Origin of the sequence: Sphaerisporangium fuscum, assembly GCF_018531465.1 — a bacterium.
GTDB lineage: Bacteria > Actinomycetota > Actinomycetes > Streptosporangiales > Streptosporangiaceae > Sphaerisporangium > Sphaerisporangium fuscum.
Genome location: NZ_JAHDTF010000005.1, coordinates 229,357 through 243,904, shown reverse-complemented (window position 1 = coordinate 243,904; position 14,548 = coordinate 229,357). Strand labels below are relative to the sequence as shown.

The 14,548-nt window shown below is 70.4% G+C and carries 16 protein-coding genes and 1 tRNA gene; 9 read left to right on the top strand and 8 right to left on the bottom strand.

What is annotated here, in order from left to right:
* Window positions 1-283 precede the first annotated feature (283 nt).
* Window positions 284-357 (bottom strand) — tRNA-Pro (locus KIK05_RS08505).
* Window positions 358-483: 126 nt separating this feature from the next.
* Window positions 484-1,389, bottom strand: coding sequence for a metallophosphoesterase (locus tag KIK05_RS08500; RefSeq protein ID WP_214410025.1), 906 nt, complete (start codon window positions 1,387-1,389; stop codon window positions 484-486).
* 239 nt (window positions 1,390-1,628) lie between these two features.
* Between KIK05_RS08500 and KIK05_RS08495 the strand changes: the two genes are divergently transcribed.
* Window positions 1,629-2,084, top strand: coding sequence for a GatB/YqeY domain-containing protein (locus tag KIK05_RS08495; protein WP_214410024.1), 456 nt, complete (start codon window positions 1,629-1,631; stop codon window positions 2,082-2,084).
* Between the two features lie 304 nt (window positions 2,085-2,388).
* Here the strand turns inward: KIK05_RS08495 and KIK05_RS08490 are convergent, their stop codons facing one another.
* Window positions 2,389-4,644 carry a transglycosylase domain-containing protein gene (locus KIK05_RS08490; protein WP_214410023.1) on the bottom strand — a complete coding sequence of 752 codons (2,256 nt, stop codon included), beginning with the start codon at window positions 4,642-4,644 and terminating at the stop codon, window positions 2,389-2,391.
* 305 nt (window positions 4,645-4,949) lie between these two features.
* Here KIK05_RS08490 and KIK05_RS08485 point away from each other — a divergent pair, with 305 nt between their 5' ends.
* A complete protein-coding gene (locus KIK05_RS08485) occupies window positions 4,950-5,246 on the top strand; it encodes a WhiB family transcriptional regulator (protein WP_214410022.1) in 297 nt (98 codons plus the stop codon).
* An 80-nt stretch (window positions 5,247-5,326) separates the two neighbouring features.
* Here KIK05_RS08485 and bagB read toward each other — a convergent pair whose 3' ends face one another.
* Together bagB and bagA are read right to left on the bottom strand one after the other, a co-directional pair.
* Window positions 5,327-6,484 (bottom strand): ATPase BagB, encoded by a 1,158-nt coding sequence (bagB, locus tag KIK05_RS08480; protein ID WP_308249818.1) that lies wholly within the window; start codon window positions 6,482-6,484, stop codon window positions 5,327-5,329.
* Window positions 6,481-7,485 (bottom strand): ATPase BagA, encoded by a 1,005-nt coding sequence (gene bagA, locus KIK05_RS08475; RefSeq protein WP_214410021.1) that lies wholly within the window; start codon window positions 7,483-7,485, stop codon window positions 6,481-6,483. Before bagA ends, bagB begins: the two co-directional genes overlap by 4 nt.
* A gap of 92 nt (window positions 7,486-7,577) precedes the next feature.
* Here bagA and sp36 point away from each other — a divergent pair, with 92 nt between their 5' ends.
* The 4 genes from sp36 to KIK05_RS08455 are packed head-to-tail and all read left to right on the top strand — an operon-like array spanning window position 7,578 to window position 9,902.
* Window positions 7,578-7,733 (top strand): Sp36 family protein, encoded by a 156-nt coding sequence (gene sp36 / locus KIK05_RS08470; protein ID WP_214410020.1) that lies wholly within the window; start codon window positions 7,578-7,580, stop codon window positions 7,731-7,733.
* Entirely contained in the window at window positions 7,730-8,191 is a 462-nt protein-coding gene (locus KIK05_RS08465; RefSeq protein ID WP_214410019.1) for a RidA family protein, read from the top strand. Before sp36 ends, KIK05_RS08465 begins: the two co-directional genes overlap by 4 nt.
* Before the next feature lie 53 nt (window positions 8,192-8,244).
* On the top strand, window positions 8,245-9,108 hold the full coding sequence (locus tag KIK05_RS08460) for an NUDIX hydrolase (protein WP_214410018.1): 864 nt from the start codon (window positions 8,245-8,247) through the stop codon (window positions 9,106-9,108).
* The gene (locus KIK05_RS08455; protein WP_214410017.1) at window positions 9,105-9,902 is read left to right on the top strand and encodes an MBL fold metallo-hydrolase; all 798 of its coding nucleotides are present in this window, start codon (window positions 9,105-9,107) and stop codon (window positions 9,900-9,902) included. The genes KIK05_RS08460 and KIK05_RS08455 overlap by 4 nt, the downstream gene beginning before the upstream one ends.
* 10 nt (window positions 9,903-9,912) lie before the next feature.
* On the opposite strand, the gene KIK05_RS08450 is transcribed toward KIK05_RS08455, so the two are convergent.
* Entirely contained in the window at window positions 9,913-10,623 is a 711-nt protein-coding gene (locus KIK05_RS08450) for a Crp/Fnr family transcriptional regulator (RefSeq protein WP_214410138.1), read from the bottom strand.
* 164 nt (window positions 10,624-10,787) lie between these two features.
* Here KIK05_RS08450 and nth point away from each other — a divergent pair, with 164 nt between their 5' ends.
* Together nth and KIK05_RS08440 are read left to right on the top strand one after the other, a co-directional pair.
* Window positions 10,788-11,444 carry an endonuclease III gene (nth, locus tag KIK05_RS08445; protein ID WP_214410016.1) on the top strand — a complete coding sequence of 219 codons (657 nt, stop codon included), beginning with the start codon at window positions 10,788-10,790 and terminating at the stop codon, window positions 11,442-11,444.
* Between the two features lie 57 nt (window positions 11,445-11,501).
* Window positions 11,502-12,152: an NUDIX hydrolase gene (locus KIK05_RS08440; RefSeq protein ID WP_214410015.1), complete on the top strand. Its 651-nt coding sequence runs from the start codon at window positions 11,502-11,504 to the stop codon at window positions 12,150-12,152.
* Here KIK05_RS08440 and KIK05_RS08435 read toward each other — a convergent pair.
* Window positions 12,133-12,795, bottom strand: a complete 663-nt coding sequence (locus tag KIK05_RS08435; protein WP_214410014.1) for a HEAT repeat domain-containing protein — start codon at window positions 12,793-12,795, stop codon at window positions 12,133-12,135. The two genes, KIK05_RS08440 and KIK05_RS08435, sit on opposite strands and share 20 nt — an antisense overlap.
* Window positions 12,796-12,856: 61 nt before the next feature.
* On the opposite strand from KIK05_RS08435, the gene KIK05_RS08430 reads away from it, so the two are divergent.
* Window positions 12,857-14,047 carry a MarP family serine protease gene (locus KIK05_RS08430; protein WP_214410013.1) on the top strand — a complete coding sequence of 397 codons (1,191 nt, stop codon included), beginning with the start codon at window positions 12,857-12,859 and terminating at the stop codon, window positions 14,045-14,047.
* Here KIK05_RS08430 and KIK05_RS08425 read toward each other — a convergent pair.
* Window positions 14,044-14,544: a DUF309 domain-containing protein gene (locus KIK05_RS08425; RefSeq protein WP_308249817.1), complete on the bottom strand. Its 501-nt coding sequence runs from the start codon at window positions 14,542-14,544 to the stop codon at window positions 14,044-14,046. The genes KIK05_RS08430 and KIK05_RS08425 overlap by 4 nt on opposite strands.
* Between the last annotated feature and the right edge of the window lie 4 nt (window positions 14,545-14,548).

The window sequence follows — 14,548 nt, the reverse complement described above, 5'->3', positions numbered from 1 at the left end:
TCTCCGGGCGGATCATCCGCCGCGGTCGGAGCCGGGTGGCCTATCGCGTGGCTCCGCGCCGGTCGCGGCCCAGCGTGAGATGGACTGGTCCGTAGGCGCGGGAACCCAGGTCCTCGTCGGCGCGGCGACCCGGCCGACATGACCACCAGAGCAGGCCGGCCGAGACCAGGAAGGCGGCGCCGAACCCGTCAGTGCCCTCTCGCGGCGTCCAGAACGACGGTCAAACGATCAAGGGCCTGATCGCTGTCTCCAGCGATCAGGCCCTTGATCTGTAACTTCTGGGTCGGGGTGGCGGGATTTGAACCCACGGCCTCTTCGTCCCGAACGAAGCGCGCTGCCAAGCTGCGCTACACCCCGGTGCACTTGCGGTTTGCTTGTGCTCGCATGAGTCTAGCGGACTTTGGTGGTGCTCGCGTCATCGGCGAGAGGCCGATGGGGCCTCGGTATCGGCTTGGTTCGCGGGTTCGTGCGGGAGGGGGCGCGTCAGGAGCGGGTGGGGCGGCGGGGGACCAGGGTGAGGAGGGTGGCCTCCGGTGGGCAGGAGAAGCGGACCGGGGCGTACGGGCTGGTGCCGAGGCCGGCGGAGACGTGGAGCCAGGCGGAGTCGTGGCGGTGCAGGCCCTTCACCCGCGCGCGGTCGATGCCGCAGTTGGTCACCAGGGCGCCGTAGAACGGGATGCACAGCTGGCCGCCGTGGGTGTGGCCCGCGAGGAGCAGCTGGTAGCCGTCGTCGGCGAAGCGCGACATGTTCCTGGGCTCAGGGGAGTGCATGACGCCGAGCCGGAGATCGGCGTCGGCCGGGGCCGGGCCGGCGATCTCGTCGTAGCGGTCGCGGTTGATGTGGGAGTCGTGGATGCCGCCCACGTGGACGTCGAGGTCGCCCACCTTGATGCGTGCGGTGGCGTTGTTCATGTCGAGCCAGCCCGCCGCCGTCATGCCCGCGCCGAGCTCGCTCCACGGCAGGTTGGGGGTGTGCTGGCGCCGGTCGCCCTTGGAGGTGCTCCAGAGGTAGCGGGCGGGGTTCTTGGGGCGCGGGGCGTACAGGTCGTTGGACCCGTAGACGAACAGGCCGGGACGGGACAGCAGGGGCTCGACCGCGTGCAGGTAGGCCGGGACGGCGTCGGGGTGGGCGAGGGTGTCCCCGGTGTTGACCACCAGGTCGGGGTTCAGCGCGTCCAGCGAGCGGACCCAGTTGATCAGGCGGGTGCGCCCTGGGGTGAGGTGGAGGTCGGAGATCTGGAGGACGCGCACCGGCCGCTGCCCGGGCTCGAGGACCGGCACGTCGAAGCGGCGTAGCCGGAACCAGTTGCGCTCGATCACCGAGGCGTAGCCGATCCCGGCGACGCCGAGACCGAGCAGGGACAGGGGTATCGCGGCAGCTTTCCTCACCTCTTCATGATGCCCGAGGGCACGCCCTGCCGCCGCCCAAGACCCGGAACGAGCCGCATGTCCCGATTCTCTGGTCGCGATCTGCCGTTTGCGGCCCGCTCCGACTCCAAGTGCTCCGGGGAGCGTACGGCGAGGGCCGTCAGGGGGACGTACGGCGAGGCGGGGATCGTGCGGCCCGGCGGGAGCGGCGCGGGGAAATGGAGGCGAGAGGGCTGCCGGGAAGCGGCAAGATGGTGACCATGAGTGCTTTGAAGGACAAGCTGAAGGCCGACCTCACGACTGCCATGAAGGCGCGGGACGACGTCCGCACCCGCACCCTGCGCATGGCGCTGGCGGCGGTGAGCACCGAGGAGGTGGCGGGCAAGGAGGCCCGCGAGCTCTCCGACGACGAGATCGTCAAGGTGCTGACGAAGGAGGCCAAGAAGCGGCGTGAGGCGTCCGAGGCGTTCGCCAACGCCGGGCGCGCCGAGCAGGCGCAGGCGGAGCAGGACGAGCAGGCGGTGATCGAGGAGTACCTTCCCGCGCAGCTGAGCGACGAGGAGCTCGACCGGCTCGTCCAGGAGGCCATCGCCGAGAGCGGCGCCGAGGGGCCGAAGGCCATGGGTCAGGTCATGAAGGTGCTGGGCCCGAAGGTCGCCGGGCGGGCCGAGGGCGGCAGGGTCGCCCAAATCGTCCGCGCCCGCCTGGCCGGCTGAGCCTGGCCGGGGTTGTGGGGCTGGTCGTCCGCGCCCGCCTGGCCGGTTGAGGCTGGCCGGGGTTGTGGGGCTGGTCGTCCGCGCCCGCCTGGCCGGCTGAGGCTGGCCGGCGGTTCAACCGGCCCCTGTGGGGCTGGGTGGTTCATGCCCGGGTGGGCCTCGGCTTCCCGGTATATGCCGGTCGCCTGAGGTACGCCCGGTCCGGTTTACCCCGTACGCCGCCTCGCCTGCGCGCGACCCGTGAGCCCCCGTACGACACGGCAAGGGCCCTCCACAGATCGGTGTGGAGGGCCCTTGCCGTTGGTCAGTTGCTCGGGAGGATCGGCATGGGGGCGATGCCGGTGCCGCCGTTCCCGGTGCCGGTGCCGCGGTTCCCGTTCCCGTTGCCGTTCCGGCCGTTGCCGCCGCGGCCGTTCCCGTTTCCGAAGCCGAAATCGTTGCCGTTCGGGACGGTGAAGGCGTTGCCGTTGTTCTCGATGCTGTCCTTCGGGGGACGCTTGGGCGCGCAGCCGCCGCTGCAGCCGCCGAAGCGGTCCATGTTCGGCGGGGTGAAGGAGCTGGGGTCGATGTTCTTCAGGGCGTCGAGGAAGGTCGCCTTCCAGACCCGGCCGGAGATGGTGGCGCCGAAGACCTCGGAGTAGTACCTGCCGCCGATGGTGATGCTGCGCAGCGGGTGGGTGTAGGAGCCGCGCGGGTCGCCGAGGCTGACGGCGCCGGCGAGGTCGGGGGTGTAGCCGGCGAACCAGGCGGTCATCTCGCCGTCGGTGGTGCCGGTCTTGCCCGCGGCGTCGCGGCCGATGCCGCCGACCTCCCGCATGGTGCCCTTGGTGAAGACGCCGGAGAGGATGTCGCTGACCGCGTCGGCGACCTCTTCGTCGAGGACCTGCTTGCAGCCGGGCTTGAAGTCGGTCGTCTTGCCGTTGCGGTCGGTGATGGAGGTGATCGCCATCGGCTTGCAGTACTTGCCGCGCGCGCCGAAGGTGGCGTAGGCGCTGGCCACGGTGACCGGGTCCATCTCGTTGACGCCCAGGGTGAAGGTCTCGACCTCCTGGAGCTTGCCGCCGTCGGAGCGCTTGATGCCGAGGTCCTTGGCGGTCTTGACGACGTCGCAGAGGCCGACCTTGCGCTCCAGTCCGAGGAAGAAGGTGTTGACCGAGCCCCAGGTGCCGGTCTGGAGGGTCTTGAAGCCGCCGCCGCCCTCGGCGTTGTGGGCGGTGTGCGAGGGGTCGCCGACGTTCTCGCCCTTGCAGTTCTTGAAGTCGCTGTATCCGTTGGCGGTGAAGCTGCTGCCGGAGTTGAGGCCGTCGTGGAACTTCATGCCCTCTTTGAGCGCGGTGGTTAGGGTGAAGACCTTGAACGTCGAACCGGCCTGGAAGCCGGTGCCGCCGCCGTGCGCGGCGTCGGCGACCAGGTTGTAGTTGGACTCGTTCTTCTTCTTGCTCCGGCCGTACTTGCGGCTGGCGGCCATGGCCTTGATCTCGCCGGTTCCGGGCTCGATGAGCGCCTCGGCGGCGACGGGCTTGTCGGACGCGAAGACGTACTTCTTGATCGCCTTCTCGGCGGCCTTCTGCATCTTGGTGTCAAGGGTGGTCTTGATGACCAGGCCGCCGCGGTTCAGGAAGTTCTCGCGGGCTTCCTGGGTCTTGCCGAACTGCGGGTCGTTGCGGATCTCGTTCTGGACGTAGAGGCAGAAGTACGGGTAGCGGCTCGCCTCGCAGCCACCCGGGATGGCGATGTCCTTGTAGCCGAGCTTCTTGGCCTTGGACTCGGCGGCCTGCTCGGGGGTGATCTTCTTCAGTTCGGCCATGCGGTCGAGGACGACGTTGCGCCGGGCCAGCAGGGCGGCCTTGTGCTGCTTGCCGAGGTTGGGGTCGGTGGCGTTGGGGTTCTGGACGGCGCCCGCCAGCGTGGCGGCCTCCCAGAGGGTCAGTTCCGAGGCCGGCTTGTCGAAGAAGCGCTTGGACGCCGCCTGGATGCCGTACGCGCCGGCGCCGAAGTAGGCGATGTTGAGGTAGCGCTCGAGGATCTCGTCCTTCGTGTGCTTCTGCTCGATGGCCATGGCGTACCGAAGCTCGTTCAGCTTGCGGGAGACCGTGGGGGCGATCGCGGCGAGTTTCTCTTCCTTGGTCTCGGCCTTGTTCAGCAGCACCTGCTTGACGTACTGCTGTGTGATCGTGGAGCCGCCCTGGGCGACGCCGCCGGACTGGAAGTTCTTCATCAGCGCGCGGAAGGAGCCTTCCAGGTCGAGGGCTCCGTGCTGGTAGAAGCGGAAGTCCTCGATCGAGATGATCGCCTCGCGCATGATGGGGGCGACCTGGTCCAGCTTCACCGATTCGCGGTTCTGGTAGTAGAACTGTGCGATCAGCTTGCCTTTGGCGTCCCGGATCTCGGTCTTCTCCGGGAGGTCGGACTCCACCAGATCTTCCGGCTTCAGGTTCAGGACATCAGTGGCGCTCTTGACGCCCACGCCGGCACCGCCCACGGCGGGCAAAGCGATGGCGGCGGTCAGCACGCCAGCGGCGACGGCTGCTCCGATGAGGCGCAGCAGGTTGCCGACCACGACTACCGATCCGTGTACTTTGCCTTGTCCTTGCACACGTCCAAGGGTATGCCGAACTGCTGACTCAATACGTACCGAAAGTCCATTTCGCCTTGACTCGCCCGCTACCTGACGGGGGGAGGACTAGTCATTCCCGGCCACATGGCCTGACATGACCATGTGGGAAATTGACCCGCCCGGGGACTGTCGGTCCGAACGTCTGGTTGCGTACGTTCTCCTCTGCGGCAACTGAATAAGGAGGCTCGACGCCCGCGCCCGTCGGCCGCCAAGTGACGACTGACCACCTATAGGGGAGTGGGGTCGAAATGTGGATCACGGATTGGACCTCCCGTGCCGCCTGTCGAGGTGCGGATCCTGACGCGTTGTTCGTCCAGGGTGCCGCCCAGAACAGGGCGAAGCTGATCTGCCGAGGATGCCCGGTCCGTACGGAGTGCCTCGCGGACGCTCTGGACAATCGCATCGAGTTCGGGGTCTGGGGCGGGATGACCGAGCGGGAACGGCGAGCGCTGCTCAGGCGCCGCCCGGAGGTCACGTCGTGGCGTGACCTGCTCGAGGTCGCCAAGGAAGAGTACGAGCGCACGAACGAGTTGATCGCCGGCTGAGTTCAGGGGCGGGGGCCGGCCGCCTCGCGTCCCCCACGCCGATCGCTCCCGAGAGACGTCCTTGGCTCATGGCATGAGCCTCATGACACGAGGAGTTCGCCGATCCTGCGCAGACCCGCCAGGTCGTGCACGTCCTCCGGCATCGCGAGTACCTGGGAGATCGGCACCGTCGGGTGGGCCGTCGCGAAGTGCTCCTGCTCCCGGTTCTCCCGCGCGGCGAGTTGCATGCGTCCGGCGTGAAGCCGCAACACGGCGGCCGTCAGTTCATGCTCGCCACGCGTTTCGAGGTCCTCGGCGGCGGCCGTGCTCCGAGCCGCCGAGAGGGCCGGCGCCGGAGATCGGTGTACCCGATTGACCACCAGGCCGGCCAGGGGCATGCGCTCCTCCGCCAGCCGCTCCACGAAGTACGAGGCCTCCCGCATCGCGTCCCGTTCCGGCGCGGCCACGACGAGGAACGCGGTGCCGGGAGCCTGGAGCAGGCGATAGGTCTGCTCGGCGCGCTGCCTGAACCCGCCGAATACGGCGTCGAGGGCGGCGACGAACGTCTGGATGTCCTTGAGGAACTGCGCGCCGAGGATCTTGGTCATCGCCCCGGCCACGAGGCCGAAACCGGCGTTGAGCAGCTTGAACGCGCTGCGTCCCCCGGCCTTCGCCGGAGCCATCAAGATCCTGATGAGCCGCCCGTCGAGGAAGCGGCCGAGGCGTTCGGGCGCGTCGAGGAAGTCGAGGGCCGAGCGCGACGGCGGGGTGTCGACGATGATGAGATCCCACTCGTCCTGACGCCGTAGCTGGCCGAGCTTCTCCATCGCCATGTACTCCTGGGTGCCGGAGAAGCTCGACGACAGCGACTGGTAGAAGGGGTTCGACAAGATCGTCCGGGCGCGCTCGGGATCCGCGTGAGCTTCGATGATCTCGTCGAAGGTCCGCTTCATGTCGAGCATCATCGCGTGGAGCTCGCCGGGTCCCTGTACTCCGGCGACCGGGCGCGGGGTGTTGTCGAGCTCGGTCAATCCCATCGACTGGGCGAGACGCCGCGCGGGGTCGACCGTGAGCACGACCACCCGCCGTCCGCGTTCGGCCGCCCGCAGCCCGAGGGCCGCTGCCGTGGTGGTCTTGCCGACGCCGCCCGACCCGCAGCACACCACGATGCGCGTGCCGGGGTCGTCGAGCACGGCGTCGATGTCGAGGACCGGTGAGATCCTCGTGACGTGGGGGACGTCCCCCGCATGAGCCTTCACGCTGCTCCCTGGGAACACATTGCTTCGGCCAGCTCGTACAGACCGGTGAGGTCGGCGCCGTCGGGCAGCAGCGGCAGCTCGTACCGCGGCGCCTTGGCCGCCGCCAGGGCTCGCCGCTCGCGGCGCTCCAGCCGGGTGCGCTGCGCGTGCTCGGTGACCTCCTGGGCGAGAGCCTGGGCGATCGCGGACGCGTCGGCGGTGCCGTCGATGACGCCCGCGGCCTTCAGGCCGAGCGCGATCTCGGCGGGATCGAAGTGGTCCTTCATGGCGGCGTCCAGCGCCGCCTTCGGCAGCACCTCGGGACGGACCATGTTGATGAAGATCCCGCCGACCGGCAGGCCGGCCGCGCGGAGGCTCTCGACGCCGTCCAACGTCTCCTGGACCGGCATCTCCTCCAAAAGTGTGACGAAATGCACGGCCGTCTCTGGGGAGGCGACCACCCCGCGCACCAGGTCGGCGTGGTTCTTGACCGGGCCGATGCGGGCGAGGCCCGCCACCTCGGCGGTGACGTTGAGGAACTTGGTGACGCGACCGGTGGGGGGCGCGTCCATCACGACGGCGTCGTACACCCGTCTGCCGGAGAGGTCGCGGCGCCGGACGGCCTCGCTGGTCTTGCCCGTGACGAGCACGTCGCGCAGTCCGGGGGCGATGGTCGTGGCGAAGTCGACCAAACCGATCTTGGTGAGGGCCTTCCCCGCGCGCTTCAGGCCGTAGAACATCTCGACGTATTCGAGCATGGCCTCTTCGGGGTCGATGGCCAGCGCGTAGACGTCGCCGCCGCCCGGGGCGACGGCGATCTTCCGCTCCTCGTACGGCAGGGGCGGGATGTCGAAGACCTGGGCGATGCCTTGACGGCCCTCGACCTCCACGAGCAGGACCTTCTTGCCGCCCGCCGCGAGGGCGAGGGCCAGGGCCGCGGCCACGGTCGTCTTGCCCGTGCCGCCCTTGCCGGTGACGACGTGTAGTCGTACGCCGTCCCAATCGGTGTCGCGAGCGCTCACCCTTCGAAGGCTACCCAACGGTCATTTCGCTGATGGCCGCCCCCGCTGCTCCGGACGCCACCCGGCGGGTCCGCGCGGTCTACAGTGCCACCATGAAACGCTACGAATACTCGACAGTTCCGCTGTTGACCCATGCCACCAAGCAGATCCTGGACAACTGGGGACAGGACGGCTGGGAGCTCGTCACCGTGATCCCCGGCCCGAACCCCGAGCAGCTCGTCGCCTACATGAAGCGGGAGAAGGAATGAGCACCCCCGAGCAGAAGCTGGCGGAGCTCGGCCTGACGCTTCCCGAGGTGGTCAAGCCGCTCGCCGCGTACGTCCCCGTCGTCCGTACCGGCGACTACGTCTACACCTCCGGCCAGCTTCCCGTGGTCGACGGCAAGCTCGCGGTCACGGGCAAGGTGGGCGACGAGGTGGACCCGGAGACGGCCAAGGAGCAGGCGCGCATCTGCGCGCTGAACGCCATCGCGGCCCTGGCCTCGGCCGTCGGTGACCTGTCCAACGTCGTGCGGATCGTCAAGGTCGTCGGGTTCGTCGCGAGCGCGCCCGGCTTCACGGGCCAGCCGCAGGTCGTGAACGGCGCCAGCGAGCTGCTCGGCGAGGTCTTCGGGGACGCCGGACTCCACGCCCGCAGCGCCGTCGGTGTCGCCGTCCTTCCGCTGGACGCCCCGGTCGAGGTCGAGCTCATCGCCGAGGTGCGCTGATCCGTGACACCATGGTCCAGCCGAGCTTTGTTCGGTTGGATCATGGAGGCGTCATGAACGGCATCCCGCTGCCGGGTGAGTTCGGTGAGCGAGCCCGCGCGATCCTTTCCGGCGACATCCTCCCCGTGCCCGCCAGGGACGCCGCCACCGTGGTGCTCCTGCGCGACGGCGGCGAGCCCGGCGGGCCGGACGGGGACGGCCGGGCGGGCCTGGAGGTCTACCTGCTCAGGCGCAAGGCCAGCATGGACTTCGCGGCCGGCGCGTACGTCTTCCCGGGTGGCTCGGTGGACCCGCGCGACGCCGACCAGGCGGTCGCCTGGGCGGGGCCGGCGCCCGAGGAGTGGGGCCGCGTCTTCGGCGCCGCCCCCGACACCGCCCGCGGCCTGGTCTGCGCGGCCGTGCGCGAGACGTTCGAGGAGTCCGGCGTGCTTCTCGCCGGGCCGAGCCCGGACACGGTCGTGGCCGACACCACCGGGGACGACTGGGAGGCCGACCGCGAGGCCCTGATCGCCCGGTCCCTTTCGCTGGCGGAGTTCCTGAACAAGCGGGGCCTGGTGCTGCGCGCCGACCTGCTGAGGCCCTGGGCCCACTGGATCACTCCCGTGGTGGAGCACAAGAGGTTCGACACGAGGTTCTTCGTGGCCGCGATGCCGCCCGGGCAGCGCACCCGAGACGTGGGCGGCGAGGCGGACGCGGTGGCGTGGCTGCGCCCGGCGGGGGCGCTGCGCCGGGCCCAGGAGGGCGAGATCTTCCTCATGCCCCCGACGGTCCGCACTCTGACGGAGATGTCGGAGTACGACGACGTGGAAGCCGTCCTGGCGTGCGAGCGGGAGGTCGTGACGTTCCAGCCGCGCATCGCCGAAGTCGAGGGCGAGATGTGGATCGTGCTGCCGGGAGAGGATTATCGGATGCCATGAGCGGTCTGCGAATCCCCCTGGACGGCCCGGACGGATCCGGCACGCCCCGCGCCACGAACCTGCTGGCCCCCAACCCCTCGCCCATGACCCTTGAGGGCACGAACACCTGGGTGATCGGCGAGCCGGACGCGACGGCCGTGCTCGTCGTGGACCCGGGGCCCGACGACGAGGAGCACCTGCGGCGCGTGGCCGGCCATCTGGCCGGCAGGCGGGTGGAGGCGATCCTGCTGACCCACGGGCACGACGACCACAGCGGCGGAGCCAGGCGGTTCGCCGGGATGACCGGCGCGCCGGTGCGCGCCCTCGACCCCCGGCACGTCCTCGGCGAGGAGGGGCTCGCCGACGGCGACGTGGTCACGGCGGGTCAGGTGGAGCTCCGGGTGATCGGCACGCCGGGCCACTCGTTCGACTCGCTGTGCTTCTGGCTGCCGAGCGACGCCGCGCTGCTGACCGGTGACACCATCCTCGGCAGGGGGACGACGGTGATCGCCCCGGACGGCGACCTGGCCGACTACCTGCGCAGCCTCGACCGGCTGCGGGCGAGCGCCGAGATGGTGGCGGCCGAGGCCCTGCTTCCGGGGCACGGGCCGGTGCTGCCCGACCCGATCAAGGCGCTGGAGGGGTACATCGCCCACCGGCGTGAGCGCCTCGACCAGATCCAGCGGGCACGGCGGGAGGGGGCGAGGACGCCGCGCGAGATCGTGGAGGTGGTCTACGCGGACGTCCCCGAGGAGCTGTGGCCCGCCGCGGAGATGTCCGTGCGGGCCCAGCTGGCCTACCTCGAGAGCCTCTGACCCTCCAGGGTCACCTGGAGCGGGCCTGGAGCCGGTCGGCGTCCATGATGACCACGGCCTTGGCCTCGATGCGGAGCCAGCCGCGCTGGGCGAAGTCGGCCAGGGCCTTGTTCACGGTCTCGCGGGAGGCGCCGACGTACTGCGCCAGCTCCTCCTGGGTGAGGTCGTGGTGCACCCGCAGGCCCTCGTCGGTCTTCTGGCCGAAGCGCTCGGCGAGGTCGAGCAGTGCCTTGCCGACCCGGCCGGGCACGTCGGTGAAGACGAGGTCGGCCATGACGTCGTTGGTGCGGCGCAGCCGCTGCGCGAGCGCGCGCAGCAGGTGCAGGGCCACCTCGGGGCGTCCGGTGAGCCACGGCCGCAGGTCGTCGTGCCCGAGGCCGGCGAGCCGCACGTCGGTGAGCGCGATCGCGCTGGCCGTGCGCGGCCGGGGGTCGAACAGCGAGAGCTCGCCGAACATCTCGCCGGGGCCGAGCACGCTGAGGAGGTTCTCGCGGCCGTCGGGGGCGGTGCGGATCAGCTTGATCTTGCCGTCGAGGACGACGTAGAGCCGGTCGCCCGTCTCGCCCTCGCTGAACAGCGTCTGCCCCTTGTGGAGCTCTACCTCCGAGATTCCCGTGCGTAGGGCGGCCGCGCTCTCACGGTCGAGCGCGGAGAACAAAGGGGCCTTACCCAGCACGTCGTCGGTATTCACGGTGCCTCCTCGCTCCAGTGGTCGCGCCATCACGACTGCGCGCACCACGCCTGGGATCGCGCTCGCTGCTAGACATTGTGACGTACTGCACCAAGCGGGTCTCATGGAGCCCGTCCGCGTAGGCTGTCGGGGTGCCCCGCAAAGTGACCTCAGCTGGGGAGTCCCGGCTCGCTCTCGTCCGCCGAGCTCGGCGAATGACCCGAATCCTGGCCGAAACCTACCCTGACGCCCATTGCGAACTCGACTTCGGTAACCCGCTGGAGCTGCTGGTCGCAACGATCCTCTCCGCGCAGTGTACGGACAAAAGGGTCAACATCGTTACTCCGGTACTTTTTGCCAAATACCGGACAGCGGCTGACTACGCCGCCGCCGACCGGGCCGAGCTGGAAGAGATCATCCGCAGCACGGGGTTCTTCCGGGCCAAGGCCAACAGCATCATGGGCATGGCGCAGGCCCTGTGCGAGCGCTACGGCGGTGAGGTCCCCGGCAAGCTCAAGGACCTCGTCACCCTGCCCGGCGTCGGCCGCAAGACCGCCAACGTCGTGCTCGGCAACGCCTTCGACGTGCCCGGCATCACCGTGGACACCCACTTCCAGCGGCTCACGCGCCGCTTCGGCTGGACGACCGAGACCGACCCGGTCAAGATCGAACACGCCGTGGGCGAGCTGATCCCGAAGAACCAGTGGACCCTCATGTCCCACTACCTGATCTGGCACGGCCGCCGCATCTGCCACGCGCGCAAGCCCGCCTGCGGCGTCTGCCCGCTGGCGAGCCTGTGCCCGTCGTACGGCGAGGGCCCCACCGACCCCGCCCAGGCCGCCAAACTGGTGCGCAGCGGCCCGTTCTCCTGACGCACGGCGGGAAGCAGCCGGACGCCTGCCGATGTTGCTCCCCCCAGGAGGTAACGCATGACTGCTCCAGTGCCCGGCTGGTTGAACGATCTCGCGGCTGACGCCGTCCACCACTCCGTACCGGCCGAGTTGCGGCCCCCGGGAGACAGCGGGCGCGAGGCGGCGGTCCTGCTGCTGTTCGGCGAGTCCGCCGAGGGGCCCGACATCCTGCTGATCCAGCGAAGCGCCAAGGGACGCAACCACGCCGGGCAGCCGGCCTTCCCCGGCGGAGGGGTGGACCCCGGCGACGGCGGGCCGGTCGGGGCGGCGCTGCGCGAGGCCCAGGAGGAGACCGGGCTCGATCCGCGCGGCGTGCGGGTGGTCGGCACCCTTCCCGAGCTCTACATCTGGCACAGCGACAACAGGGTCACTCCCGTGCTCGGCTGGTGGCACACCCCCTGCGCCGTGTACGCGGCCTCGCCCGACGAGGTCGACGCCGTCGCGCGCGTCCCGATCGCCGAACTGGTCGATCCCGCCAACCGGCTGCGGCTGCGCTTCCCCGGCGGTCACACCGCCGGCCCCGCCTTCAGGGTGCGCGACATGCTCGTCTGGGGCTTCACGGCGGGCGTGCTCGACACCGTGCTCACGGCGACCGGCTTCGCGCGCCCCTGGAACGGCGACCACGTCGAGGACCTGCCCCCGGAAGTGATCAGGCTGGCCCGGCGCTAGCGATCCCGCCGGCGGTCTCCGGCGCGCCCGCCGCCCGCATGAGGCCCAGCGCGGCCCAGTCGGCGACGTCCTCGTCGGGGTCGGCGGCGAGCCGCCGCAGCGCCGCCAGCCCCGCGGGGTCCGGCGGGCTGCCGAGGACGTGAGACAGCGCGTACGCCGCGCCGTACCTCACCGACGCCTCGTCGTGCCCGGCGAGATCGACCACCGACGGCAGGGCCCGAGGGTCGCCGAGATGCCCGAACGCGATCAGCACCGCGTGGAGCACCTGTACGTCGTCGTCGCCGGCCGCGAGGTAGCGCAGGACCGAGAGGGACTTGTCGACGAAGGGACGCGGCGGCGCGCCCAGCTCCCCGAGGATGTCGGCCCCGAGCACCCTCTCGGCCGGTGAGTCGCTCGCACAGAGTCTGCGGGCCTCGGTGAAGGTCTCGAGGTCGCCCCTTCTGTGGAGAAGGCTCACGGCCTTCCACCTGGCCGGACCGTCGCGGTCGTGGTCCGCCAGCGCGACCGCGATCAGCTCGGGGACGCCACAGCCGCGCAGATCGTCGTCTTCGTCCGGATCGGGGCTCCGGCCGGGGCCGCCGCTGGAACGCGTGCCCGTGCGGCCGTCCGTACGCCCGTTGCTCGATCCCCCGATCGATACCATGGCGCAACGATATCGACCCAACCGGTGCACGACGTGTGGCCGCGCTGGATACCTTTGAAGCGTGAGCGGCGATCTCCTCGATGTCATCCTGATTGTCCTTGTGGTCGCCTTTGCCGTTTCCGGGTATCGGCAGGGGTTCATCATCGGGGCGTTCAGCTTCCTCGGTTTCGTCGGTGGAGGTTTCCTCGGCGTCCTGATCGCGCCGCCCATCGCGCACGCGGTGGTCACCGGGTCCTACGAGCAGGCGCTGCTCGCCATCGTGATCGTTTTCCTGGCCGCGGTCGTGGGGCAGTTCGCCTCCTCCACGATCGGCGCGGTGGTGCGCAGCCATGTCACCTGGGAGCCCGCGCGCACGGTCGACGCCCTCGGCGGCACGTTCACCAGCGCGCTGTCGGTGCTGGTCATCGCCTGGCTGATCGGGTCGCTGCTGTCCGTCGCGCCCTTTCCGTGGCTGCGCCAGCAGACCAACGGCTCACTGCTGCTGCAGACCGTCGACGCCGCGATGCCCGACACGGCGAAGGACTGGCGCCTGTCGTTCAAGAAGTTCGTGGACACCTCGGAGTTCCCGCAGGTGTTCAACGCCATCGGCGGAGGCGAGTCCGTCGAGGTGCCCCCGCCTGACGCCAGCGTGGTCAAGGGCGCCCAGTTGCAGCGGGCCCGCCGGGCGATCGTCAAGGTGCAGGGCACCGCGCCCAGCTGCCGCAAGCGCATCGAGGGCACCGGCTTCGTCTACGCGCCGCACCGCATCATGACCAACGCCCACGTGGTCGCCGGAGTCACCCAGGACCTGCGGGTCACCGACGCCGACCGCGTCGGGCACGACGCCCAGGTGGTGCTGTACAACCCCGACCGCGACATCGCGATCCTGTACGTCCCCGACCTCACCGTGCAGCCGCTGCAGTTCGACTACACCGCCGATAGCAAGGACAGCGCGATCATCGCCGGCTTCCCCAAGGGCAAGGGTTTCACGCTGAAGGAGGCGAGGATCCGCGTCAAGCAGCCCGCCAAGGCCTCCGACATCTACTCGCGCAAGACCGTGACCCGCGAGGTCTACGCGATCCGGGGGCTGGTGCAGCCGGGCAACTCGGGCGGCCCGCTCCTGACCCCCACCGGCAAGGTGTACGGCGTGATCTTCGCCGCGGCGACGGACGAGAAGGACACCGGGTTCGCCCTGACCGCGGCCGAGGTGCAGCCCGACGCCGACCAGGGCAGCGCCGCGGTCGCCCGCGTCGACACCCAGGACTGCGACTAGGCGGTCGCCGGGCGCAGGGTGGCGGCCACGCGGGCGATCGCGGCGGAAGGGTCGGCGGCCGGGTCGTCCGCCAGCAAGCGGGCCGTGCGGGCCGTCCCCTCCAGGTCGAAGGCCACCGCGCCCGGCGCGCCGGAGCCGTACTGCGTGATCCGGTCCGCGCCGCGCCTCAGCAGGGTGGCGGCCCCGCGCACGTTGCCCCGCTGGATGTGGGTCAGCCCCACACAGATCTGCGCCAGCCCCTGCCACAGGCCGCGCTCGGCCGACGGGCCGGTCTTCCAGCGGGCCTCCAGCACCTCGTGGGCGTGGAACGGCCGCTCCTCGGCGAGGTAGCGCAGGGCGTCGTCCAGGGCCTGCTCAGGGCTCGGCGCGTAGTCGTCGGGCACGCGCTCCACGCCGGCCGCCCCCTTGGGCAGAGGACGGCCCAGGGCGTCGCGCGGGCGGGCGTTTCGGGGCCGCCCGGCGGGATCCCTGTCCCGTCCGATCGTCTGCGGGCTCACGGGT